Here is a 22,702-nt window from a genome sequence, read left to right as displayed (position 1 = left end):
GATATATATAGGCTAATAGCTATCAAAATAGGATTGAAAATAATCCTACAGTTTTCTCAAGCGTGGCCGATAACAGGGCGAGATAGCTGATTTTCCGCCTGCACCTTTTTACTGCCGAGGGCCAAGCCATGCAAATTCCACCTCTAGACCGGACACAGACGCCCTGGCGTACCCAGGGTGCGGATTTGTATTCCACAGGCGCCTCTGGCGCCGCGCCGGTGCGCCCCGTGAATGCGGTGAATGCGACGGAGTCGGTGGACAAGATCGGCGAGGGCCGCACGGTGCGTGAGCCCGAGAAGCCCTCGGCTCCCGATACCGAGAACCGCGACTGGACGCTGGCCGAGGAGGTCAAGCAAAAGGAGGAGGTCGAGGAGCCGCCCAAGGAGCCGATCTCCAAGCAACTGATCGAGTTCATCCAGTCCATGTGGCGCGCCAGCGCCCAGGCGGTGGAGCAGGCGCAGGAAACCAGCAAGTCGGAAGATCTGCTGCAGAGCAAGCAGCAGGCGCGCAATGAGCCGCTGACTTATTCCGAGCCCAGGATAAAGCGCAGCGGCAACGCCAAGTAAGTGATTGCTTTTTTTGAGAGCTGATTGCGCTTGATATTCAAGCGCTTCAGCTATTTTTATATCTTATTTGCTTTCAGGATCAGCGCTGTCAGCTTCTGATTTGTGAGCATCGTCCTTGGCTGGTGCAGCTGCCACGGCTTCCGCGGCCTTGGCCTTTTCACGCGCTGCCCGGTATTTGACGGCAAAGGCGCGCACTTCCTCATAGGTGACAAAGCCGTCCTTGTTGGTGTCGGTTTCGTCAAAGGCGGCGGCCAGCTTGGGGATGATGGCCACTTCCTTGCGGCTGAGCTTGCCATCCTGATTGAAGTCCAGCATCTTGAACTGCTGCTGGGCCTTGATCTCGCCCTTGGAGAGCTGGGTTCCCTGTCTTTCTGCCACCTTGTCGCTGGCAGTTTCCTCGGCGCGCACCGTGGGCAGCAGCAGCACGGCGCTGGTCAGCAGCACGCCCATGGCGGTCTTCATGACCGAGCTGCTGCGCGCGACGATGGGGTGGTTCTTGGCTTTTGACATAGCGGTACAGATGAGGGCCATGACGGCATTCTCAAGCACCGTCCCGCCGCACTTTCAAAGTTTTGCATTCGCTTGCCGGACTTTGCCAAGCTTTACGTAGGCAGCGCCGCCTTGTCGTGGGCAATGCCGCTGCGCACATGGCCCGAGGGAACATGCCCGGCTGCATTGCGCACATGGCCGGTCTGGTCGTCGAAGAAGAAATCGGGCTCGAACTCGCGCAGAAACCCGCCCTTGGCCAGTCCGCCGAGGAACATGGCTTCATCGACATCGATCTTCCAGTCCATCAGCGTATTGAGCGCACGCTCATGGGCCGGGGCGCTGCGCGCCGTGACCAGGGCCGTGCGCACGCGCATGCCGGCCACATCGGCCTGCTGCAGGCGGTGCAGGGCGGCCAGCAGCGGCTTGAAAGGGCCCTCAGGCAGCGGCTGGGCGGCTTTCTCCAGCTCATGCTGCTGGAAAGCCTCCAGGCCCTGGGCCTGGAAGATGCGCTCGGCCTCGTCGGAAAACAGCACGGCATCGCCGTCGAAAGCGATGCGCACTTCGCGCGGATGGCTGCTGCTGGCGCGCATGGAGTCGGTGAACACATGGGCGGCCGGGTAGCCCAGCTGCAGTGCCTGGGTCACGTCATCGGCATTCGCCGAGAGAAACAGCTGGGCTCCCAGCGGACGCAGATAGCCGAAGGGGTCGCGCCCCTGGGTGAATACGCCGCGCTGTATGGAGTGCAGGCCGTGGGCCTGGGCCGAGCGGAAGACGCGCATGCCGCTGACGGGGTCGTTGCGCGAGAGCAGCACCACTTCCACATGCTGCTGTGCCTCGGTGTTGAAGGCCAGCAGCTTCTTGACCAGCGAGAAGGCCACGCCGGGCGCGGCAGGCACGTTCAGCCGCTCGCGCTGCAAGCGCAGATAGCTCGCCGGGTCGCTGTCCTCGAAGAGGCGGTTTTCCTCCTCGAAATCGAACAGGGCTCGCGAGGAGATGGCGACGACGAGCTTGTCGTTCAGGGTCATGGCCATGGCGGTACGGCTTTGGGCGGATGTGCAGACAGGCTTCGATGATACGCAGGCCGCCGCGCCCTCACCAGTTGGCTTCGCGCTCGGGCGTGGCACTGATATGGTGTATGGACAGATCGGCACCGTCGAACTCCTGCTCCTGGCTCAGGCGCAGCCCCATGGTTTTCTTGAGCAGGCCATAGACCAGCAGGCCGCCGAGCGCTGCCCAGGCCACGCCCATCAGCGTGCCTATGAGCTGGGCCAGCGGATGCACGCCGCCAAGCCCGCCCAGTGCCTGCGTGCCGAAGATGCCGGCCGCAATGCCGCCCCAGGCGCCGCACAGACCGTGCAGCGGCCACACGCCCAGCACATCGTCGATCTTCCATTTGTTCTGCGTTAGCGTGAACATGAAGACAAAGATGGCGCCGGCGGCAGCCCCCACGACCAGTGCCCCCAGAGGATGCATCAGATCCGAGCCCGCACAGACGGCAACCAGGCCGGCCAGCGGGCCGTTGTGCACAAAACCCGGGTCGTTTTTGCCCACGGCCAGGGCGGCCAGCGTGCCGCCCACCATGGCCATCAGCGAGTTCACTGCGACCAGACCGGAGATCTTGTCCAGACTCTGGGCACTCATCACATTGAAGCCGAACCAGCCCACGATCAGAATCCAGGCGCCCAGCGCCAGAAAGGGAATGCTGGAGGGCGGTGTGGCCGCAATCGCTCCGCCCTGGCGGTAGCGATTGCGGCGCGGGCCCAGCAGCAGCACGGCTCCCAGGGCGATCCAGCCGCCCACGGCGTGGACCACCACGCTGCCGGCAAAGTCATGGAACTCGGCACCGGTCAGCGCCTTGATCCAGGCCTGGACGCCGAAATGCTGGTTCCAGGCAATGCCCTCGAAGAAGGGATAGATCAGGCCCACGATCATGGCCGTGGCGATCAGCTGGGGCCAGAACTTGGCGCGCTCGGCGATGCCGCCCGAGATGATGGCGGGAATGGCGGCGGCAAAGGTCAGCAGAAAGAAGAACTTGACCAGGCCGTAGCCGTTGAGCGCAGCGAGCTGCTCGGCGCCCACGAAAAAGTGCGTGCCGTAGGCCACGCCATAGCCGAGAGCGAAATAGACCACGGTGGAGACCGAGAAGTCGACCAGGATCTTGACCAGGGCATTGACCTGGTTCTTGCGGCGCACGGTGCCCAGTTCCAGGAAGGCGAAACCGGCGTGCATGGCCAGGACCATGACGGCGCCCATCAGAATGAACAGGGCATCCGCGCCCTGTTTTAGTGCTTGCATGAAAACGCTCCAGCTGAAATTTGCTATTTATTGGTGCGAAATTGAGGGAAATACCCGCAATGCACTAAAAGAAAGCAAGAATTGCGCCAAGCTGGAGTGGGCGCTTCCGCACCGCTGCGGACGCGGCCGGCCTATTTGACGAACTGGTTGAGCTGGATGATGGGCATGAGCACGGCCAGCACGATGAGCATGACCACCAGTCCCATGACGACGATGAGCAGCGGCTCGAGGATCGTGGCCAGGTGCATGGCGCGGCGCTGGACCTCGGTGGACAGCTGGGTGGCGGCACGCTGCAGCATCAGCGGCAGCTGGCCCGTCTGCTCGCCCAACCGGGCGAACATGGCGACCAGGCCCGGAAAGCGCTTCTTCTGAGCCAGGGCCGAGGCCAGTGGCGCGCCTTCGCGCACCAACACCAGCGCATCCATGGCATCGGCGCGCAGGGCGCGGTTGTTCAGCGTCTCGGCCGCGGCCTGCAAGGCCTTGAGAATGGGCACGCCCGCTCCGGCCAACATGGCCAGGGTGCCGGCAAAGCGCGCCGCGTTATAGCTGCGCGAGAGCCGGCCTATGAGCGGCAGACGCAGCCATTGGGCATCGAAGCGCTCGCGGAATGCCTCGTTCCTGAGCGCCAGCCGAAAGCCCACGGCAGCCAGCAGCAGCACGGCCAGCATGAACCAGCCGTAGTGGCGCACAAAGTCGCTGATGCCGAGCATGACCACGGTGAGAAACGGCAGCGCACGCTTGGTGCCGGCAAACACGCCGGCCACCTGCGGCACCACATAGCTGACCAGAAAGATCACGATGACGATGGCCACCAGCGTCACGATGGCCGGATACAGCGAGGCGCCGATGAGCTTGGACTGCAATGCCTGGCGCGCCTCCAGGTCGTCGGCCAGGTTTTCCAGCACCGGACCCAGGCTGCCGCTGGATTCGCCGGCGCCGATCACGGCGCAAAAGATATCGGAAAACTCGCGTGGATGCTGTTCCAGCGCCCTGGCAAAGCTGGAGCCGGCATTGACCTCGGCCCTCAGCGCTGCGACCAGCTGATGCTGGCGTTCGTCCTCGGCTTCCTCGGACAGCGCGGCCAGTGCGCGTTCTATGGGCAGGCCGGAGCTGACCAGGCCCGAGAGCTGGCGGGTCCATACCGCGAGGCTGGTGGAGTTGAAGACCGGGCGCGTGAACCATCCGGAAGCGCCGGTGCGGCCTTGGCCCTTGCCAGCGGCGACGGGCTCGACCTGCAGCGGCACCAGGGCCTGGCTGCGCAGCTGGCTGCGCGCGGCACGGGCGTTGTCGGCTTCCAGGGTGCCCTTGCGGGTCTGGCCCTGGGCATCCAGGGCTTCAAAGGTAAAGGCGGGCATGCGCGAATCGATCTGACGGGTGAGGGGTTAATGCAGATAGTAGCGACTAATGATGTCAGCACTTCGGCGTTTGAGAGAGCGAGCCCGGCTTGACGCAGGTCATGACTGCCGCGGCCGGGCTCGGCACAATGGTCTGCCGATTCAAGAATGCGAGGTTTCGATGCTCAAGGACAAGGTTGCATTGGTGACGGGGGCTGCATCCGGCATAGGCCGCTGTGTGGCACTGACATGGGCCAGGGAAGGCGCGCGGGTGGTGCTGGCCGACCTCAACGAGGAGCAGGGCCAGGAGACCGCAGCCCTGGTGCGCGAGCTGGGCGCCGAGGCACTGTATCTGCGCGCCGACGCCGGCAGCGCGGCGGATCATGAAGCGCTGGTGGCCTTGACCATGCGCCACTTCGGCCGCCTGGACGTGGCCTGCAACAACGCCGGCATCGGCGGTGTCAGTGCGCCCACGGCCGACTATCCACTGGATGCCTGGGAGCAGGTGCTGCGCGTCAATCTCTCGGGCGTCTTCTATGCCTGCAAATACCAGATCGCCGCCATGCTGCAGGGCGGCGGCGGCTCCATCATCAATATGGCGTCCATCCTCGGTGCCGTGGGCTTTGCCAACTCTGCGGCCTATACAGCGGCCAAGCATGGCGTGCTGGGTCTGACCAAGGCGGCAGCGCTCGAATATTCGGCCAGGGGCGTGCGCGTCAATGCCGTGGGGCCGGGCTTTATCCACACTCCCATGATCAGCGGTCTGGAGCAGGACCCGGCTACGCATGCGGCGCTGGTGGCGGCCCACCCCATGGGACGCCTGGGCCAGCCCGAGGAGATCGCCGAGCTGGTGGCCTGGCTGGCCAGCGACCGTGCGTCGTTTGTGACGGGCGCTTATTACCCGGTCGACGGCGGTTACTTGGCGCGCTGAGTGGTTTGCAGCGGTTTGTTATAGGTTTTGATTGCCCTGCGCTTGACTGGCAGCCGCTAAGGGCGAAAACCTTAAACGACTGGCGCCATGGCTGCGGCTTGCATATCGCCGTCGATCTCGTCGGCGCGCACCGAGGCCGCACGCTGCAGCAGCGGCGTGGCATAGGCCTCGAATTCGGGCCGCTTGGGCAAGCTGCCGTCCATCATGCTCCATCCGATATAGCTGGCCAGATACAGATCGGCGGCCGTGAAGTGGTCGCCGCAGACATAGCGTTTTCCGGCCACCGCATGCAGCAAGGTGTTCAGCACATCGTCAAAGCGGCCAAAGCCTGCGCTCATGGCCTGCTGATGAGTTTGCGATTGCAGCCAGCCTTCGTTGCGGGCGGTTGTGACGGCCTCCACAGGCCCGGCGACAAAGAACAGCCAGCGAAAGTAGCTGGCCCGTTCCGGGCTGCCCATCACCGGGGCCAGTTGTTTCTCGGGGAAAAGCTCGGCCAGATAGGCGAGGATGGCTCCGGTCTCGGTGACCACGGCATCGCCATGCTGCAGCGCCGGTACCTTGCCCATGGAGTTGATGGACAGGTACTCGGGCGACTTCATCTCGGGTCCGAATTCCAGCTCAACGGTTTCATAGTCGGCACCGCATTCCTCCAGCATCCAGCGCACCATGCGGGCGCGTGATCTGGGGTTGCTGAAAAAGCGCAGCTTGGGCTGGTGAGATGTGGACATTGCGGCTCTCCTTGACGGGCTGTTGTGACATGGCAAAAACGCCATGCAGCCAATGTAGGAGCGGGGGCTGACAGTTTCTGTCAGCAGCGCCGCTCAATCCAGCGTGTAGCCGGTTTCGTCCAGCCAGCGCTGTATCAGTGCCTGGCGCCGCTGCGGATAGCGTTCGCCCAGATCCTCCAGCGCGTCCACGCGGTCGGCGCGAAAGTGACGAAAGGCCTGGCGCAACTCGCACCAGGCCGAGACCACGCGGCTGCGCTCGAAGTAGGCCATGGCAAACGGCCAGATGCGGCGCTGGCTCGGCACGCCATGCTGGTCGCGGTAGTGCAGCACGACCTTGTGTTCGGCACGGATGGCGCGGCGCAGCGCGGCCTGCCAGGGCTCGGCCGGCGGATCTGTCTGCATATTGGGAACCAGCAGGCCGCTGGTGTCGACGGCAATGCGCAGCTCCAGCGGCAGTGCTGTGCGTATGCGGTCCATGGCGGCGGTGGCGGCCTGGGCCAGTTGCGGATCAGCCTGCAGGCTGGCCCAGCGCGCGCCCAGCAGCAGGGCCTCCAGCTCGTCGGCGTTGAACATCAGCGGCGGCAGCAGAAAGCCGGGCCGCATCTCGAAACCTATGCCGGGGTCGCCCAGGATGTCGGCGCCCTGGGTGCGCAAGGTGGCGATGTCGCGGTACAGCGTGCGCAGGCTGATGCCCAGTGCCTGGGCCAGTTCGGGCCCGGTCTGCGGCTGACGGGCGCGGCGCAGCGTATCCAGCAATTGCAGCAGACGGGCGGAGCGGCTCATGAAAGAAATCTCGGAGGTGAACGACGCAGGAGTTTGGCACGCTCTCATGCCGGGACGCTGGTTTGTCGTTCTCTCTGCAATCCCTCCTACCGCGCAGCGTGAGAGGAGGGAGCTGCCAGGACCGCTCAGGCGGAGTTCATGGCGCCAGCCGTGATCTCCAGGCTGCGCAGGCGCAGCTCGGCGTCATAGACATCGCTGACGATCATGAATTCATCGGCCTGGGTCTCGTCGGCCAGATTCTGCAGTCCCTGGCGCACGGTATCCGGGCCGCCGATGACGCCCACGGCCAGAAAATCGGCAATCGCCGCCTGGGCGCGCCCATCCAGCTGCTCCCAGAAGTCCGGTATCGGGGGCATGAGGCGGGTGCGGTTTCCGGTCAGAATGCCGAGCACGCGCTGATAGGTGCTGCTGGCCAGAAACCGCGCCTCTTCATCGCTGGGGGCTGCAATCACGGGCACGCCGACAATCGCGTAAGGCTTGGCCAGTGTGGCACTGGGCTTGAACATCTGGCGGTACAGGGCCAGGGCCTGGTGCAGCATGCGTGGCGCAAAGTGCGAGGCAAAGGCGTAGGGCAGGCCCATGTGTGCAGCCAGCTGGGCAGAGAACAGGCTGGAGCCCAGCAGCCAGATGGGCACGTGGGTGCCCGCGCCCGGCATGGCGATGATGCGTGCTCCATCCTGCTGATCGCCCAGCAGGCGCTGCAGCTCCTGCACGTCGCGTGGGAAATCCTCCTCGGTCTCCACGCGGTCGCGGCGCAGGGCGCGCATGGTCGCTGCGTCGGTGCCCGGCGCGCGGCCCAGACCCAGGTCGATGCGGCCCGGGTAGAGCTCGGCCAGCGTGCCGAAGGCCTCGGCGACCACCAGCGGTGCATGGTTGGGCAGCATGATGCCGCCCGAGCCCACACGAATCTTCTGCGTGGCACCTGCGATGTGGCCGATCAGCACGGCCGTGGCCGAACTCGCAATGCCCGGCATATTGTGGTGCTCGGCCAGCCAGTAGCGGGTGAAGCCCAGCTTTTCAGCCTGCTGCGCGGTGCGCACGGCAATCTGCAGAGCATCGGCCACCGTTGCGCCTTCGCGCACGGCGACCAGGTCCAGCATGGACAGCTTGACGTTGTTCAGGGATTTCATGGCGTTTTATCTATATGATTTTGATAGCTTATGGCGCTTTGTGAGTCAGCGCTTGCGGCCTACTTCACGTCCAAAAACAATGCCAACCAGCACACCCCAGATCAGCAGCACGGCGGCCATTGCGTAATAGGTGCTGCCGGCTTGCATGGCGAATACCGAGCCCAGCAAGGCCACCAGCGCCGCCATGCGGATCACGCGGCGCAACTGGTCCACGGGCAGGCGGGCCTTGAGGTTGAACAGCACAGCGAGGCTGATGACAGCCAGGGCGATCAGCAGCAGAAACAGATCGCCGCCATAGGGCTGGACGAAAGTGCGAAGGTTTTCAAGCATGGCAACGATTCTGGCAAAGCTCAATGACCGCTGCTGGCTGAGGCCATGCATGAAAAAAGCCCACCGTGAGGTGGGCTGTGCAGCGAGGCGGGGAGTCAGTTCAGGCCGAGGGCGGCAAGCAGCGCATCGGCTGCAGTGCCATTGAGCCGCTGCTGATTGCTGACCATCTGCTTGTCCCGATAGCCGACATAGGTGATGCCGCCCCGTTCGACGAACAGGCGGTAGTTCTGGAAGTTGCTGACGTTGAGCTGGGTGGGCTCCTGCGTGAAGCGCAGCACCTTGGCATCTGCCTGGGTGGCGATGCTGTAGTTGCTGACCAGGATCGTCTTGCAGGTGGACACTCCGTTGATGAACAGGGTCCGGTTGTTGGGCAGGGTGCTCATATCGCCCTCGCATTCATAAAAGCGCGCGCGCTGCTCGCCGCCGTTCTCGAAACCCACCATATAGCGCTTGTAGGCCGCGCTGCCATCGGGCTTGAGATAGTCGCGGCGGCCGACCAGCACGCGCGAGTTGTTGCCGTGCACATCGGCGGCCGAGACATTGGGCGCGAAGTCGCCGGCGTTCCACGCGATGAATTCCGCAAGCGTGGCGCTGCGCCAGGTGCTGGTGTCAGGGTTGTTGGGGGCGTCGGCACGAGCAATGGTGGCGCGGTTGGCGTTGTTGCTCAGGTAGTAGTCGCTGCCGCCCAGATCGGTGACGGTGCGATAGCTGAGCGTGGAGCCGCTGGGGAAGGTCGTTTCGGCGGGAACCTGATCGGGCCTGGGGCCCAGCTGGCAAAGCTGCCGTCGGCCGCGTCCTGCCACGGCGCGGAGCGGATCTCGGTGACGATGTCGCGCATCTTCAGGCCGGTGATATTGCGCACGCTTTGCCTGGCTCTGCTGGCCAGGCTCTTGCAGTACAGGGATTCGCTCTCGCCGCTGGCAAGGCTGGTGACCTGCTGCACGAAATCGATGGGACAGGCAAACCATTCGCTGCCGGTCCAATAGACCTGCGGCCGGGTCCAGGGCTGCTCCTGGCCGCCGACCACGCGCTCGCGGAATTCCGTGAAATAGCGTTTGCCGTTGGCGTCTGGCGTGTTCTGCTCGGCCGTGGCTTCGAAAGCCCGGATGTAGTAGTTGCTGGTGTCGGTAAAGCTGAGCCAGCGCAGCTGAGTGCTAGCCGCGGGGCCGCCGGCCTCGGGGCTGCTGGATTGCGACTGCATGGCTGCGATCAGGCCCACATTGCCGGCCGTGACGCCCGAGGCGCTTGCCACCTGCTGGGCGGCGGTCTCCATGGCGGATTGCTTGTCCTTCATGGAGCTGCTGGTGTCGCTGAGGGCGGGGTTGTCCAGCACGGCCGTGGCCAGGGTCTGCAACTGCTGCAGCAGCACGCTGTTGACGGCGGCATTGAGCTGCACCGAAGTCAGCGGTGCGCCGTCGACGCCTGTGGCGCCCGCCGTGTTGCTGAGCTGGGTCTGGGTGGTCACCACGATCAGGCGCGCCATGGTTGCGGCCAGCTTTCCGGCGTCGCTGCCGTCCTGGGTGAAATCCGCCAGCGCCGAAGTGCCCAGGCCCAGCTGGCTCTGGATGGCTGCTGCCGCATCGCTGGTGCTGCTGCCCGTGGCCTGGCTGTGCGCATGGACCAAGGTGCTCAGCGGGCTGACGACGCCAGGTTGATCGGCGGGCGCTCGCAGCATGAAGGCCACGGGAACGGCGCCGGTGTCGGCATCGACGGAGTCCTTGGTGACCAGGGCCAGAATCGGGAACTTGCCCACATCGGCCTCGGGCACTTCCAGGCTGGCCTGGCCAGAGGCATTGGTGACGGCACTGGGCTCCCCTGTGTCGCAGCTGCCGTTGTCGTTTCTGTCCAAGCAGACCTTGACGTTCTGCAAGGCGCCGTCGATCACGGTGGTGGAGATCGATCTTGTGGCCGGAGCCGGGGCGGGCGACGGAGCGGGAGAGGCGCTGTCGCTGCCGCCACCGCAGCCGGCAATGGAGGCAATCAGGACCAGGGTGCCCAGGGATACCGAGCGGCGGATGAAGAGTGTGGTGGTGGATGTTTGTGACATGGCAGCCTTTGGTTGAGAGAGTGGCTGTCGTTGTTTGTAAGCACTTGTTGTCGCGAAAACATCACCAGAATGAGTGAAGGGTTTGCAGCTATTTCAAAGTGTGAGTAAATGAAATGAATCCCCGGCGAAGCTCCATGAGGTGCTTGCTGTGGCGAGCCTTGGAAGGGGGCTCTATGGCGGTAGCGCATCTGCCTTTGATGTTGCAGGAACGGTTGCCCGCATTGATTGCGGCCATCTACGAGTCGGCACTGGAGCCGGCGCGCTGGCAGGGCTTTCTGGCCTTGTTCGGCGCGGCCCTGCGTTCACCGGCCAGCGTGATCTGGGCCAACGATTTCGCGCAGCGGACGGTGGATCTGGACGGGGGGGTTTGGCACTTTCGGCGCCAGCCAGGGCTTTGCCGCCGCTGAACTGGAAAGCTTTGCCGCCCACTACTGTCAGTGCAATGTCTGGCTGCAGGACCAGAGTCTGCATAGACCGGGCACGGTGGTGAATTCCTCCACCCTGTTTCCCGACCGCAGCCTGCCGGGTACCGAGTGGTATGGCGACTGGTTGCGGCCTCAGGACCTGTTCTATTCCTGCGCGGCCGTGGTCGACAATCAGCATGACCGATCTTTCAACATCACCGTTGTCAGGCCGCATGCCGTGGGTGCCTACAGCGCCGAAGAGCTGGGCCTTGTGCAGCAGCTCATGCCGCATCTGCAGAGCGCATTTGCAATTCACCGACGCCTGTACCGTACCCAGGCATTGCTGAATGCATCGCTGGCCGTACTGGAGGATCTGCCGGTAGGCGTGGTTCTTCTGGACGAGCGTGCGGCCGTGATGCATGCCAGCAGCCGGGCCTTGCGCCTGATGGAGCAAAGCCAGCTGATGTATCGCGCGGCCGACGAGAGCCTGCAGGCCACCAATGCCGCAGACCAGCGCTGGCTGCAGAAAGCCATGCGGGACTGTGTTGCCACGGGACTGGGCAAGGCGCTGCACCACGGGCGGGCCAGCCGCTTCACAGGGCTGGCCGGACAGCAGTTGCAGGTCATGGTGTCGCCCTTGCCCGTACACAGCAGCCCCTATGGCGAGCGCAGTGCCGCCATGCTGCTTATCAGCGATCCGGCGCTGAGCATTCCTTCGCTGCAGGATTTGCTGCGCAATCTCTATCGGCTCACGCTGGCAGAGGCTCAACTGGCCCAGGCGCTGATCAATGGCTGGACCCTGCAGGAGTTCGCCGAGAGACAGGGCCTGTCCATCCATACCGCGCGTTCGCAATTCAAATCGGCAGCGGTCAAGGTCGGTGTGGGGCGGCAGGCTGATTTCGTGCGCGTGCTGCTCACGGGGCCTGCCATGCTGCGCTGGCGCGAGTGAGTCTCGGACCCTCAGTCGCGCGTGACGCGCATCACCTCGGCCTGGGTAGTGATGCCTTCGCGAATCAGGCGTTCGCCATCCTCGCGCATCAACTGCATGCCTGCAGCCATGGCAGTCTCGCGGATCTCGGCCTCGCTGGCACCGCGATGGATCTGGGCGCGAATCGCATCGTCCACCGCCAGCAGCTCGAAGATGCCGGTGCGGCCCCGGTAGCCGCTGGGCTCGCTTTGGTCGACCTTGCGTACCAGGCGCTGCGCCAGCACCCCCAGCAGCGATGAGGACAGCAAAAAGGGCTCGACCCCCATGTCGATCAGGCGGGTGACGGCGCTGGGTGCGTCGTTGGTGTGCAGCGTGGCCAGTACCAAGTGGCCGGTGAGCGAAGCCTGGATGGCGATCTGCGCGGTTTCGAAGTCGCGGATTTCGCCGATCATGATCACGTCCGGGTCCTGGCGCAGCAGGGCGCGCAAGGCCTTGGCAAAGGTCAGCTCGATCTTGGCGTTGACCTGGGTCTGGCCCACGCCGGCCAGCTCATATTCGATGGGGTCTTCCACCGTCATGATGTTGCTGTGGCTGGCATCCATGCGCTGCAGCGCGGCGTAGAGCGTGGTGGTCTTGCCCGAGCCCGTGGGGCCGGTGACCAGCACGATGCCGTGCGGCTGCGCCGTGAGATGGGTAAAGCGCCTGAGCGTCTCGCCGCCCATGCCCACGGCTTCCAGGCTGAGCTTGCTCTCGCTCTTGTCCAGCAGGCGCAGCACGGCACGCTCGCCGTGGGCGCTGGGCAGGGTGGAGACGCGCACGTCAATGGCTCGCGTGCCCAGGCGCAGGCTGATGCGCCCGTCCTGGGGCAGACGTTTCTCGGCAATGTCCAGATCGGCCATGATCTTCAGGCGGCTGATCAGGGCGGCGTGCAGGGCGCGATTGGGCTGCACCACTTCGCGCAGATCGCCGTCCACGCGAAAGCGCACGCTGGAATGGCGCTCGTAGGGCTCGATATGGATGTCCGAAGCACCGTCGCGCGCCGCCTGCGTGAGCAGGGCGTTGAGCATGCGGATGATGGGGGCGTCATCGGCGGTTTCCAGCAAGTCCTCCACGGCTGGCAGGTCCTGCATCATGCGTGTCAGATCGGCATCGGACTCGACCTCGCTGACCACCATGGCTGCGCTGGAGTCGCTTTGCGCATAGGCCGCGCTGATGCGGTGGGCCAGCGCGCCGCTGTCCAGCAACTGCCAGCGTTGCACTGCATGCTTGCGCTGCACTTCGGAGATGGCCGACCAGTCGGGCTGAGGGCCATGCCAGAGCACGGGCTCCTGGCCGTCATCCTCGATCAGCAGCTGGCTGCTGCGGGCAAAGCCATAGGGCAGGGGGTAGCGCATGCGTGGCCTTCGCTTACAGAGTGCCCGGAGGCAGGGTGGCGGGCGTCGCAGGCGTCACGGTCACTGGCTGGCCGTTCACCGTGGGCTGGCCCGGGCGCGTGAAGTCCACGATCTCGGGCTTGGCCCCGGGAACGATGGCCACATTGGGCACGCTCGCCGGTGCAGCACCGCTGGATGCGGGCAGCAAGGGCGCGGCATTGACATTGCGCATCAGCAGATTGGGGTCGGGCTGCACGGTTTGCTGCATGCCGCGAATGGACTCATAGCGGTCCTGCGAAAGCTGGCTGGTGGAGTTGGCGTCACGCAACACCGTGGGGCGCAGAAACACCATCAGATTGGTTTTCTTGCGCTCGCGGCTGGTGTTGCGGAACAGATTGCCCAGCAAGGGAATGTCGCCCAGCAGCGGCACGCGCTCCTGGCTCTGGCTGTATTCGTCGGCAATCAGGCCGCCCAGCACCACGATGGCTCCGTCCTCGACCAGCACATTCGACTCGATGGAGCGTTTGGTGGTGGTGGCACCGGACTGGGCGTTGGCGGTGCCCTGCTTGACTGCCGAGTTCTCCTGGTAGACGGCCATCTTGATGGTGCCGTTCTCGTTGATCTGCGGACGAATCTTGAGCAGCGTACCCACGTCCTTGCGCTCATAGGTGGTGAAGGGATTGACCGAGCCCGAGGTGCCGGCGGTGTTGGTATAGGAGCCTGTGGGAAAGGGCACGTTCTCGCCCACCATGATGCTGGCCTCCTCGTTGTCCAGCGTCATCAGATTGGGCGTGGAGAGAATGTTGGTGTCGCCGTCGCCCTGCATCAGGTTGACCAGGGCGCCCAGGCTGGTGTTGCCGTTGACGTTCTGGGTGAAGCCCAGGTTCATGCCCTTCATGCCGCCGATCGCCGATGCCTGGCTGTCGGTGAGGGGCGTGCCGTTGACCAGATTGCCCACGGCACCCGACAGGCCGAAGATGTTCGAGATGCCGCTGATGGAAGTGCCGTTGCCGAGCACGCCCAGCACGCGGCCGTTGTTGCGGATCACCGAACTCCATTGCACGCCGAGCTGGGCCGCCTTGTCGGCGGAGACTTCGACAATCAGTGCTTCGATCAGCACCTGGGCGCGGCGGCCGTCGAGCTTGTCGATGACGGTGCGCAACTGACGGTACAGCGGGCCGGGGGCGGTGATGATCAGCGAGTTGGTCGTGGGGTCGGCCTGGATCATGCCGCCCGTGGAGGGTTGCTGGGCCGTGCCGAAGCGCGAGCTGGGGCCGCTGTTGCCGCCGCCCAGGCCTACGGTGGCGCTGCCGTCCGTGCCGCGTGAAATGACGGGCTGGGAGCTTGCTGCATTCGTGGTCGAGCCGGCGGCTGCCGTCATGCCCGGCTGGCCGCCCAGGGCGGTGCTGGCGCTGGTCTGGGCGTTGATGGCGGCACGCAGCGTGGCGGCCAGGGACACCGCGTCGGCGTTCTTGAGATACACCACATGGATGTTGCCGTCATCACCGTTGCCCGTCATGGCCGGCTGGTCCAGACGCGCGATCAGCGAGCGGATCAGCGACAGCTTGGCCGGGTTGGCCGCTCGGATCAGCACCGAGTTGCTGCGCGGCTCGGCCAGTATGGAGGTGCGGAAGCTGGTGTCCGCCTGGCCTGCTGCCGCGCCGGCTCCGGCCTGGATCACGCCGCCTGCGGTGGCAGAGCCGCCTTCCATGAGGCGATTGACCAGGGCCACCATGTCGGCGGCCACGGCATGGCGCAGCGAGATGACTTCCACATCGGTGGCGTTGGATACATCGGTGCTGGCGATGATGCGCGAGATGCGCTGCAGGTTGTCCGCGTAGTCGGTGATGATCAGCGAGTTGTTGCCGGGGTTGACGTTGATGGTGTTGTTGGGGCTGATCAGCGGCCGCAGCACGGGCACCAGATTGTTGGCGTTCTCGTAGTTGAGCTTGAAGATCTGCGTGACGATCTGTCCGCCGCCAGCCTGACTGCCGCGTCCGCCCTGGCCGACGGAGACCTCGCTGGACTGCAGCTTGGCATCGGCTTCGGGAATCACCTTGAACAGACCTGCCGACTCCGTCACCGTGAAGCCCTGCATGCGCAGTGCCGCCAGGTACTGCTGATAGGCAGTGGCAGGCGAGACGGCCTTGTCGGTCAGCAGCGTGATCTGGCCCTTGACGCGCGGATCCACCACCACGTTGCGATTGGTGATGGCTGCCATGGCGCGCGACACGGCCTCGATATCGGCATTGGTGAAGTTCAGCGTGACCGGCTCGCCAGGTCGCAAACTGGGAGTGGCATTCGCTTGTCCGCTCTGGGTTTGAGCATGAATTGGTGCTGAAATGCAGACGGCAAGCGAGGCAACAGCTATCGAATGCAGTGTGTTTTGCCAGGCGGTGCGTGAATGCTGAGTCATGTGTCAACCAAAGGTGATGATGGAGCGCGCACCCTGGCGGCGCCCCAAGATATTGAGCAAATTTGACAGAGCGGCTTCGCGCTCGGGGCTGGCAGAGGCTTCGCCACTGAAATGCAGGCGCGAGCCCACCCATTGGCCCTGACCGCTGAGCTGCAGGTCGCCGCCCAGCGTGGTCAGATTCAGCTGGGCATTGTCTCCGCCCTGTATATCGAGGCGGTAGCTGCCCAGGGGCTTGAGCGACGACAGTCTGGACGATACGGCCAGGGCTTCGAGCCGCGTCAGGCCCTGGCTGGTGGCCCGGCCGGCGCGATATTGCAGCGTCAGCCCGACGGTGGACAGGCGCAACTGGCCCTGCAGGGCCACGGTGTTCCAGGGCGTGCCCAGGCCGGCCAGCATGTCGGCGGGCAGTTGCAGCACGCTGTCCTTGAGGCGCACCGTCATGGCGTTCCAGCCCGGCTGCAGCTGCGCCAGCATCGGGGTACTGGTGCAGCAGTCGCTTTGCAGGCTGATGCTGGCGCCGCTCAGGCCGGGCCGCAGTGTCCAGTTCAGGCGCGTGGGCAGGCTGCTCTGGTCCTGGCTGTCCTTGCCGCCCGTGAGCACCAGCCTGGCCGAGCCGCGCCAGAGCGTGCCGCGCGGCTCCTGCAACTGTACCTGGTCGGCTGTGATCGATTGCACGCCTGCGGCCAGCCAGGCCGCCGGAGCCTGGACCAGCACCGTCAGCAGAGCACCCAGCAAGGCACCGCCCACGGCCCAGCGGCGCGGCGAACGCGGATCGCCCGGCTCACGCGGTCTGCGCGAGGCTTTGCTGGTGGTGCGTGAGGTGCTCAGGCTCATGGTCGCGGCTAATTCTGTACACCTGCGTTGTCGGGCAAATCGAGCAGCAGATTGCCGCTCCAGCGTGTAACGGCAGCGCCGTCGACGCTTTCTCCGAGATTGCGGTTGAGCTTCATCTCGGCCACCGAGGCATGGCTGTTGTCACGCACCTGTGCCAGCCAGCGGGCCAGGGCGGGGGCGGCGGCATTGCTCAGGCTGACCTGGGCACGGTTGCCCAGCCACTGCAACTGTGCGCTGTTGCCGAGTTCGGTCTTGAGCGACTGCTCCAGCTGCGTGCGCGCATCGACGCTATTGCCCTGCGGCTGCTGGCGCAGCAGCTCGGCCTGGGCCTGCATCTGCAGCATGTTCTGCAGCTCGCGCTCCGCTGCCGCATGGCGTGCGGGGGCCGTGCGCAGGCTGTGCAGTGCCGGTGCCAGCGCCACCCACCAGAGCAGGGCCAGCAGCACGACACTGGCGGCGATCAGCAACAGATTCTGTTCGCGCTGGGCCAGGGCGCTCCAGCGCTGGCGCAGCGGAGCCAATGCGGTTTTCAAAGCGTTCTTCTGCTTCATGGCCTAGCCTTTGCACTGAGCACCAGATCTGTTCCTTCGCGTTGCAGCATATAGCCATTGGCCTGCAGGCTTTGCTGTGCGTCGCCCAGTGCTTCGGGACTCAGGTCCAGACCCGAGATACGCAGCTGCTTGTCCTGGTATTGCAGGCTCTTGGCATTCTGCACGCCCTGAATGCCAGCGCTAGCGGCCAGCAGGGCTTCAAGGTCGCCGGCGGACAGTGCGCCGGAGTTGCTGCGCAGCAGATCCAGTTCGCGTTGCATCTGTACCGGAGCATCGATGATGACGGGCACGTGAGGGAAGGTGGTCTGAAGTACCTGCTTGGCCTGCTGCTGGCGCAGTTCGATGGCACGGTTTTCCCTGAAGGCCCAGGCGTTGAGTCCGGCCAGCTGGGCGACGACGGCAATGCCTGCTGCCCAGCGCGCAGCACGCCATTGCGGGGCCTTGGCAAAACCATGCCAGGCATCGAGCAGGCGGCGCTTGGCGCGGGTGCTGCCGCCCAGGTCCAGATCGAACTGGGCCAGGTCGCCGGCGTAGCCATGGCTTTGCAGCAGCCGCTGGGCGGCGGTGAAGATGCTGACCGGGCGCTGCAGTGTCTCCGCGCTGTGTGCCAGATGGGGTTCGGCCAGCACCGGCAGATCCTCGGGCAGGCGAGCCAGCAGTGGCTGCAACAGGCCGGCATCGGCATGCAGGGGCAGGACGACGAGGCAGGCCTGTGCATCCAGTCCGGTGGCACTCAGCTGGGGCAGGGTGCTGTCGCCCGACAGAAGCAGCTGGGCCATGCTGCTGGGCCATTGTTCGGGCACCAGGCGGCTGGCGGCATGACCATGCTGCTCCAGGGCCTGCAGATGGGATTGCAGCCAGCCCTTGTCGCAGGCAGCCACCCAGCAGGTCTGACCCGCCGCCGAGCCAGTGTCCAGTGCCAGGTGCATGGCGGACGGCTCATCGAGCAGCTTTTCTTCCAGCAAACCCTCAAGCACGGCGCGCAGACGCTGCTGGCGCCGGCTTTGCACATTTAGCCCCAAAGGCAGGGTGACGGCATGCCAGGACAACTGAGCTGCGGGGATGACGGCGGTGATCTGGGCCGTGCGGCCCGCAGCCGGCAGCAGGGACGCCGCAGCCTGGCCGCTGCGCTGAATGCTTTGGCCATCGTCGCTGAGGACGTAAAGATATTCCGTGGCGGAGTTGGCGTGCTTCGCCGACAGCTGTATTAGCAATGTGCTCATGAGGGAAGATGCAGCATTCTATGGGGGCAGTGTGACATCAGGGTGTCAGGGTCTGGCAACCGCGGGCATACCCCAGTCGGCATGCTCCTGCCACAGGGTAGTCACGCTCATGTCCTTGCGCTGAATCAGTGAACGCTGGCTCAAGACGTTGTCCCCGAGGCGCAGGCGACCGCGGGCTTCGAAATAGCTGGTGGTCACGGAGTGCATGGCACTGTTGAAGACGCCGCTCAGGCCTATGGCCGCAGCCGCTGCATTCAGGGACTTGAAAGGCGAGGCGTCGCGCAACTGCACCAACTGGTTGGCGCGGGCCCAGTCCAGGTCCTCGGTGCTGGCCCAGATGACCTCGGCGCTGGCCGTATTGAGATTGACCATGGTGCGCTCGGGCAACAGCGAGACATAGGGCTCGATGCGCGCGATGATGCGCGGATCGACGCCCAGCCAGCCCAGTTGCCCGACGGTGCGCGGCATCAGCGGCGCAGCCTGGCTCTTGCCGCGCAGGGCCTGCTGCAAGGCCGTGGCGATCTGCATGACGGAGCTGCCGGGCAGACCCAGGCGCTCGAACAGGCGCAGAAAAGGCTTGAGGTTCTCCTCCTTCACGCTCGAATCGGCCCCGCTGAGCAGATTGCGCAGATTCAGGCGCGACTGCAGATCCACGATCTCGCCCGAGAGAAAAGCGTCCTGCATGTCGGCAAGACCGTCATCGACCTGGCTGACATTGTTCTTGGCTGCCAGAAATGTGGACAGGCGAGCCTCCTTCAGCGGCACCGCCCAGGGCTCGCCCAGATGATCGACCGGGTTGCTGCGGTTGGCGCGCGAGTCCTCCTGCAGCACCACGCGCGACCAGTCCAGCGCGCCCAGCAGCAACCAGTTGGCCTGCACGCGATTACGTTCGGCGGTCTCGATTTCCACATCGCGCCATTGCTGCCAGAGCGCGGCCGAGGCCAGGGTGGCAACCAGCACCACCGTCAGCATGGCCGCCAGCAGTGCTGCACCGCGCTGGCGCGTGCGCCTGAAACTGGCGCGTCCCAAGCCGGAAACCCCGAGCATGGGCAGCCTCGCAGCGATGGGGTTGCCCCCTTGAGGGGAAGGCGCGCAGCGGCTCAGGGGGGGATTTCATGATCTGGAGTTCGAGCGCAGCGGGTTGACCCAGTCCACCGTCATCACTCCATTGAGCGCGCGGCCTGGGGGCAGTGTCAGTTCTATGCGTATGCCGTCGGGCACGACGGGCAGCACGGGGTTGCCGTCGCTGCCGACGCTGCTGCCGTCATCGCTGCCCTGATCGCTGGACTGCGGATTGGTCCAGGCGTTGCTGCGGTAGTAGTAGACGCGCCACAGATCAAGCGGGATCAGCACGGTCTCGCGGCGCATCTGGTCGCTGGAAGGATTGCGGCCCCATTGGGCCGCCTGGTTCCAGGCATCGTTCCATTCGCTGACCGTGCGCGCGGGCAGCGATTGCCAGCGCACCCATTGGAAGCGGCCATCGACATTGCGACGGCTCCAGGCCACGATGAGCGCCCCGTTGTCGACGGCTGCACTGGTCTTGCGCGTCAGGCGCAGCACCTGGCCGTCCCAGTCCAGCACCTGGCGGCCCTGCAGCGGCATCAGCGCGTTGAGGTCGGCATTCCACTGGGCCAGCACGGTCTGCATGACGGCGTGTTGCTCACCTTGCTCGCGTGTCACTTCCTGAGCCCTCAGCATGCCGTCGATGCCGCGCCAGCTCATGATGGCCAGCAGGGCCATGGCGGCCAGGGCGACCAGCAGCTCGATCAGCGTGAAACCTTGGTTTCTGTTGCGCATGCTGCTCATGATTCAGTAGCGACCGACGATGGTGGAGACGCGCAGCACCGCAGCAGCCTCGGAAAACACCTGGGCATCCACGCGCCTGAAACTGGGGTTGGGCGTGGGGCGCACGCTGAGCTGTACCTGCATCTGTCTGCCGGCCTGCTGGCACTGGATGGTGGTGTCGCCGACGGCAGGCATCTGATTGAACAGGCGCAGTCGCACCAGTTCGTTCTGCGCGCAGAGCTGGGCCAGGATGACGTCGGACTGGCGTTGGGCGTTGCGCGTCAGGGCGCTGCTGGCCTGAAGTCCAGCCAGCAGGGTGACGCCGACAATGCCGACCGCGACCAGTACCTCGATCAGCGTGAATCCGCGCTGCAGCAGGACGGGCTTCATGGCGTCACCTGCAGGCTTTGAATGCTGAACGGGCGCAGCCCGTCGGTGGCCAGCCGCAGTGGTGCCGAGTTGCTGCCGGGCAGCGACAAGGTAATGCTCTGTCTTGGAATCAGCGGCTCCGGCCCCAGCACCACGGGTGTATTGGGCTGCACCAGCACAGGAGTCTGCAGCCATTGAGTGGGCATCTTGACGTTGGGTGGCAGGCCTTCAAACCGGAAGCCCTGCGGCAGCGGGCGCCAGACCACCAGGGCGCCATTGGTACGGGCCTGGGCGCGTGCCGACTCCAGCAGCGTGGCCAGACGCTGGGCTTCGCGCTCGAGCTGTTGCTCGCCGCTGTCGCGTATGGCCAGGCTCACACCCGCCGTCGCCAGTGCCATGATGGAAATCACCACCAGCAACTCCAAGAGTGTGAATCCCCCCTGAAGCGCTGCGCGCCTTCCCCCCCCGGGGGACGACAGCCTGTGCTGCGGGGCGGCCCTTGCTGGCTGTCCCTGTGACAGAGCGCACCCGTTCTACAGGCATTTGATGCGTTCGGGGTTGCCGCCGGGCCACCCCAAGGCAAACCCCGGCGCCAGCCGGTCAGGGCCCCCTCGGGGGGCAGCGACCACACGCAGTGAGGGAGCGTGGGGGCTCATTGCTATTGCCAGGAGCCAATATCCGCATCCTTGCCTTCGCCGCCGGCCTTGCCGTCAGCGCCCAGGGACATGATGTCAATGGGGCCCTTCACGCCTGGGTTCAGGTATTGATAAGGATTGCCCCAGGGGTCATTGGGCAGCTTTTCCAGGTAGGGCTTCCAGTTCTGCGGAGCGGGGCCTGTGGTGGGTTTGACCACCAGCGCCTGCAGGCCCTGTTCGGCCGTTGGATAGCGCTGGTTGTCGAGGCGGTAGAGCTTGAGCGCCTGGTTGATATTGGCGATATCGGTCTTGGCTGCGGTCACGCGGGCATCGTCGGCGCGGTCCAGCACATTGGGCACGATAAGAGCTGCCAGCACGCCAATGATGACCAGCACCACCATCAATTCGATCAGGGTAAAGCCGCGCGATGCGGCGTGGCGAATAGCAGACATCGGATGACGGCAGTTGGTGCTCATTGGAAACTGTAGGAAAAATGCAGTATTGCACCATCATAATCGTCGAATGCGACTGCAATCTTTCAATACCGGTCAGGGCCTTTCCATGCCGGTCAAACTCACGACCCTGCTGCTGTGGGCGATTGCCGCTGCGGTGGTGGTGTTCTGGACACTCCGGTTCGTCGGCAGTGGCAGTGAGCAGTTACCTTCAGTTGTACCTGCTCATCCGGTACAGGCCAATGCCCAGGCCATGGCCAAGGCTTTGGGGGCGGTTGCCGCGCCTGTTGCCGCCGTGGCCGCGCCAGTGGCCAGCCGCTATGCCCTGCTGGGGGTGCTGGCAGGGCACGAAACAGGTGGCGGTGCCGCAGTGATCGCAGTGGAAGGCAAGGGCAGCAAGGCCGTGCGTGTGGGCGAGGCCGTGGAGGATGGCGTGATTCTGCAATCGCTGGCGGCGCGCGAAGCGCGACTGGGCCCTGCCAACGGGCCGGCCAGCACGGTGCTGCAATTGCCCAGGCCGCCCATGGCCAGCTTCAACTGAGTTCGAGCTGCAGCCACTGTCCATAGGCGGGCGCCGGCAAGGTCCATTCATGGCTTTGCGGCAGCCGGCGGCCATGTTGCAGCAGCCACTGCGCACAGCGTGCCACACCGGCATGGCAGATCCACACCATATGCTCGCTGTCGCTGCTGAGCGCGTCCTGCAGTGCCTCGTGGACGCGCTGCAGCATCTGTGCCAGTGATTCGCCCTCGCCAGGTGCGTGCCGCGCCAGATCCTGCGCCCAGGCACCGATGGCAGCTTCGCCGATGTCGTTCCAGCGCAGGCCTTCCCAATGCCCGAAGTCCATCTCCAGCAGTCTGCCGTCGGGGGTGGAGATGAAATCCGGCTCCAGTACCTGCAGATCCAACGCCAACTGCCTGCATCTTTGTAGCGGCGAGTGCCGGATCTGCAGCCTGCCATGCAGGGGCTGCAGAGATTGCTGCAGGGCCTGAGCGGCTTGCCGGGTGGCTTGTGCATCGGCGGCGATATCGAGGCGGCCGTAACAGCGCTCTGTATCGATCAAGGGGCGTGCGTGGCGCGCCAGCCATAGAGTCTTCATGG

General features: G+C 64.9%; 25 protein-coding genes. 5 read left to right on the top strand and 20 right to left on the bottom strand.

The window, feature by feature from the left end; translation table 11 throughout:
• Positions 1-128: 128 nt before the first annotated feature.
• Complete coding sequence (locus V8Z78_RS05220; protein WP_034361309.1) at positions 129-566, top strand: hypothetical protein; 438 nt, start codon at positions 129-131, stop codon at positions 564-566.
• A gap of 63 nt (positions 567-629) precedes the next feature.
• On the opposite strand, the gene V8Z78_RS05215 is transcribed toward V8Z78_RS05220, so the two are convergent.
• The 4 genes from V8Z78_RS05215 to gspF form a co-directional block, all read right to left on the bottom strand.
• Positions 630-1,097, bottom strand: coding sequence for an EF-hand domain-containing protein (locus tag V8Z78_RS05215; RefSeq protein WP_349731026.1), 468 nt, complete (start codon positions 1,095-1,097; stop codon positions 630-632).
• A 71-nt stretch (positions 1,098-1,168) separates the two neighbouring features.
• On the bottom strand, positions 1,169-2,086 hold the full coding sequence (locus V8Z78_RS05210; RefSeq protein ID WP_046461030.1) for a 5'-nucleotidase: 918 nt from the start codon (positions 2,084-2,086) through the stop codon (positions 1,169-1,171).
• A 61-nt stretch (positions 2,087-2,147) separates the two neighbouring features.
• Positions 2,148-3,350, bottom strand: coding sequence for an ammonium transporter (locus V8Z78_RS05205; RefSeq protein WP_003058831.1), 1,203 nt, complete (start codon positions 3,348-3,350; stop codon positions 2,148-2,150).
• A 131-nt stretch (positions 3,351-3,481) separates the two neighbouring features.
• Positions 3,482-4,705: a type II secretion system inner membrane protein GspF gene (gene gspF, locus V8Z78_RS05200; RefSeq protein ID WP_045838483.1), complete on the bottom strand. Its 1,224-nt coding sequence runs from the start codon at positions 4,703-4,705 to the stop codon at positions 3,482-3,484.
• 160 nt (positions 4,706-4,865) lie between these two features.
• Between gspF and V8Z78_RS05195 the strand changes: the two genes are divergently transcribed.
• A complete protein-coding gene (locus V8Z78_RS05195) occupies positions 4,866-5,615 on the top strand; it encodes an SDR family NAD(P)-dependent oxidoreductase (RefSeq protein WP_349731025.1) in 750 nt (249 codons plus the stop codon).
• Between the two features lie 71 nt (positions 5,616-5,686).
• Here the strand turns inward: V8Z78_RS05195 and V8Z78_RS05190 are convergent, their stop codons facing one another.
• From V8Z78_RS05190 to V8Z78_RS05170, 5 genes are all read right to left on the bottom strand, one after another.
• On the bottom strand, positions 5,687-6,343 hold the full coding sequence (locus V8Z78_RS05190) for a glutathione S-transferase family protein (RefSeq protein ID WP_046461031.1): 657 nt from the start codon (positions 6,341-6,343) through the stop codon (positions 5,687-5,689).
• Between the two features lie 93 nt (positions 6,344-6,436).
• Complete coding sequence (locus tag V8Z78_RS05185) at positions 6,437-7,126, bottom strand: helix-turn-helix transcriptional regulator (protein ID WP_046461032.1); 690 nt, start codon at positions 7,124-7,126, stop codon at positions 6,437-6,439.
• A 125-nt stretch (positions 7,127-7,251) separates the two neighbouring features.
• Positions 7,252-8,256 carry an LLM class flavin-dependent oxidoreductase gene (locus V8Z78_RS05180; RefSeq protein WP_349731024.1) on the bottom strand — a complete coding sequence of 335 codons (1,005 nt, stop codon included), beginning with the start codon at positions 8,254-8,256 and terminating at the stop codon, positions 7,252-7,254.
• Between the two features lie 45 nt (positions 8,257-8,301).
• Entirely contained in the window at positions 8,302-8,586 is a 285-nt protein-coding gene (locus V8Z78_RS05175) for a hypothetical protein (RefSeq protein ID WP_349731023.1), read from the bottom strand.
• A 664-nt stretch (positions 8,587-9,250) separates the two neighbouring features.
• On the bottom strand, positions 9,251-10,633 hold the full coding sequence (locus V8Z78_RS05170) for a hypothetical protein (protein WP_349731022.1): 1,383 nt from the start codon (positions 10,631-10,633) through the stop codon (positions 9,251-9,253).
• A 173-nt stretch (positions 10,634-10,806) separates the two neighbouring features.
• Here V8Z78_RS05170 and V8Z78_RS05165 point away from each other — a divergent pair, with 173 nt between their 5' ends.
• Together V8Z78_RS05165 and V8Z78_RS05160 are read left to right on the top strand one after the other, a co-directional pair.
• The gene (locus tag V8Z78_RS05165; RefSeq protein ID WP_349731021.1) at positions 10,807-11,040 is read left to right on the top strand and encodes a hypothetical protein; all 234 of its coding nucleotides are present in this window, start codon (positions 10,807-10,809) and stop codon (positions 11,038-11,040) included.
• A gap of 79 nt (positions 11,041-11,119) precedes the next feature.
• Positions 11,120-11,986 (top strand): helix-turn-helix transcriptional regulator, encoded by an 867-nt coding sequence (locus tag V8Z78_RS05160; protein ID WP_349731020.1) that lies wholly within the window; start codon positions 11,120-11,122, stop codon positions 11,984-11,986.
• Between the two features lie 11 nt (positions 11,987-11,997).
• Here V8Z78_RS05160 and V8Z78_RS05155 read toward each other — a convergent pair whose 3' ends face one another.
• The 10 genes from V8Z78_RS05155 to gspG form a co-directional block, all read right to left on the bottom strand.
• Complete coding sequence (locus tag V8Z78_RS05155) at positions 11,998-13,359, bottom strand: GspE/PulE family protein (protein WP_003061919.1); 1,362 nt, start codon at positions 13,357-13,359, stop codon at positions 11,998-12,000.
• 13 nt (positions 13,360-13,372) lie between these two features.
• Complete coding sequence (gene gspD / locus V8Z78_RS05150) at positions 13,373-15,754, bottom strand: type II secretion system secretin GspD (protein WP_349731019.1); 2,382 nt, start codon at positions 15,752-15,754, stop codon at positions 13,373-13,375.
• Between the two features lie 3 nt (positions 15,755-15,757).
• Positions 15,758-16,588, bottom strand: coding sequence for a type II secretion system protein N (gene gspN / locus V8Z78_RS05145; protein ID WP_349731018.1), 831 nt, complete (start codon positions 16,586-16,588; stop codon positions 15,758-15,760).
• 8 nt (positions 16,589-16,596) lie between these two features.
• Positions 16,597-17,139, bottom strand: a complete 543-nt coding sequence (locus tag V8Z78_RS05140) for a type II secretion system protein M (RefSeq protein ID WP_054074446.1) — start codon at positions 17,137-17,139, stop codon at positions 16,597-16,599.
• The gene (gspL, locus tag V8Z78_RS05135; protein ID WP_046461038.1) at positions 17,136-18,362 is read right to left on the bottom strand and encodes a type II secretion system protein GspL; all 1,227 of its coding nucleotides are present in this window, start codon (positions 18,360-18,362) and stop codon (positions 17,136-17,138) included. Before gspL ends, V8Z78_RS05140 begins: the two co-directional genes overlap by 4 nt.
• A 45-nt stretch (positions 18,363-18,407) precedes the next feature.
• Entirely contained in the window at positions 18,408-19,409 is a 1,002-nt protein-coding gene (gspK, locus tag V8Z78_RS05130) for a type II secretion system minor pseudopilin GspK (protein ID WP_046461039.1), read from the bottom strand.
• A gap of 66 nt (positions 19,410-19,475) precedes the next feature.
• Positions 19,476-20,168 carry a PulJ/GspJ family protein gene (locus V8Z78_RS05125; RefSeq protein ID WP_080944425.1) on the bottom strand — a complete coding sequence of 231 codons (693 nt, stop codon included), beginning with the start codon at positions 20,166-20,168 and terminating at the stop codon, positions 19,476-19,478.
• 3 nt (positions 20,169-20,171) lie between these two features.
• Complete coding sequence (gene gspI, locus V8Z78_RS05120; RefSeq protein WP_039049562.1) at positions 20,172-20,537, bottom strand: type II secretion system minor pseudopilin GspI; 366 nt, start codon at positions 20,535-20,537, stop codon at positions 20,172-20,174.
• Entirely contained in the window at positions 20,534-20,995 is a 462-nt protein-coding gene (locus V8Z78_RS05115; protein ID WP_349731067.1) for a prepilin-type N-terminal cleavage/methylation domain-containing protein, read from the bottom strand. Before V8Z78_RS05115 ends, gspI begins: the two co-directional genes overlap by 4 nt.
• A gap of 179 nt (positions 20,996-21,174) precedes the next feature.
• A complete protein-coding gene (gene gspG / locus V8Z78_RS05110) occupies positions 21,175-21,603 on the bottom strand; it encodes a type II secretion system major pseudopilin GspG (RefSeq protein ID WP_080554087.1) in 429 nt (142 codons plus the stop codon).
• 70 nt (positions 21,604-21,673) lie between these two features.
• Here gspG and V8Z78_RS05105 point away from each other — a divergent pair, with 70 nt between their 5' ends.
• A complete protein-coding gene (locus V8Z78_RS05105; RefSeq protein ID WP_349731017.1) occupies positions 21,674-22,144 on the top strand; it encodes a type II secretion system protein N in 471 nt (156 codons plus the stop codon).
• Here V8Z78_RS05105 and V8Z78_RS05100 read toward each other — a convergent pair.
• Complete coding sequence (locus V8Z78_RS05100; RefSeq protein ID WP_046461040.1) at positions 22,137-22,700, bottom strand: histidine phosphatase family protein; 564 nt, start codon at positions 22,698-22,700, stop codon at positions 22,137-22,139. The two genes, V8Z78_RS05105 and V8Z78_RS05100, sit on opposite strands and share 8 nt — an antisense overlap.
• Positions 22,701-22,702 lie beyond the last annotated feature (2 nt).

The organism is Comamonas sp. wu1-DMT (assembly GCF_040187805.1).
GTDB classification, from domain to species: Bacteria; Pseudomonadota; Gammaproteobacteria; order Burkholderiales; family Burkholderiaceae_C; genus Comamonas; species Comamonas thiooxydans.
This window is presented reverse-complemented; position numbering and strand designations above follow the sequence as displayed.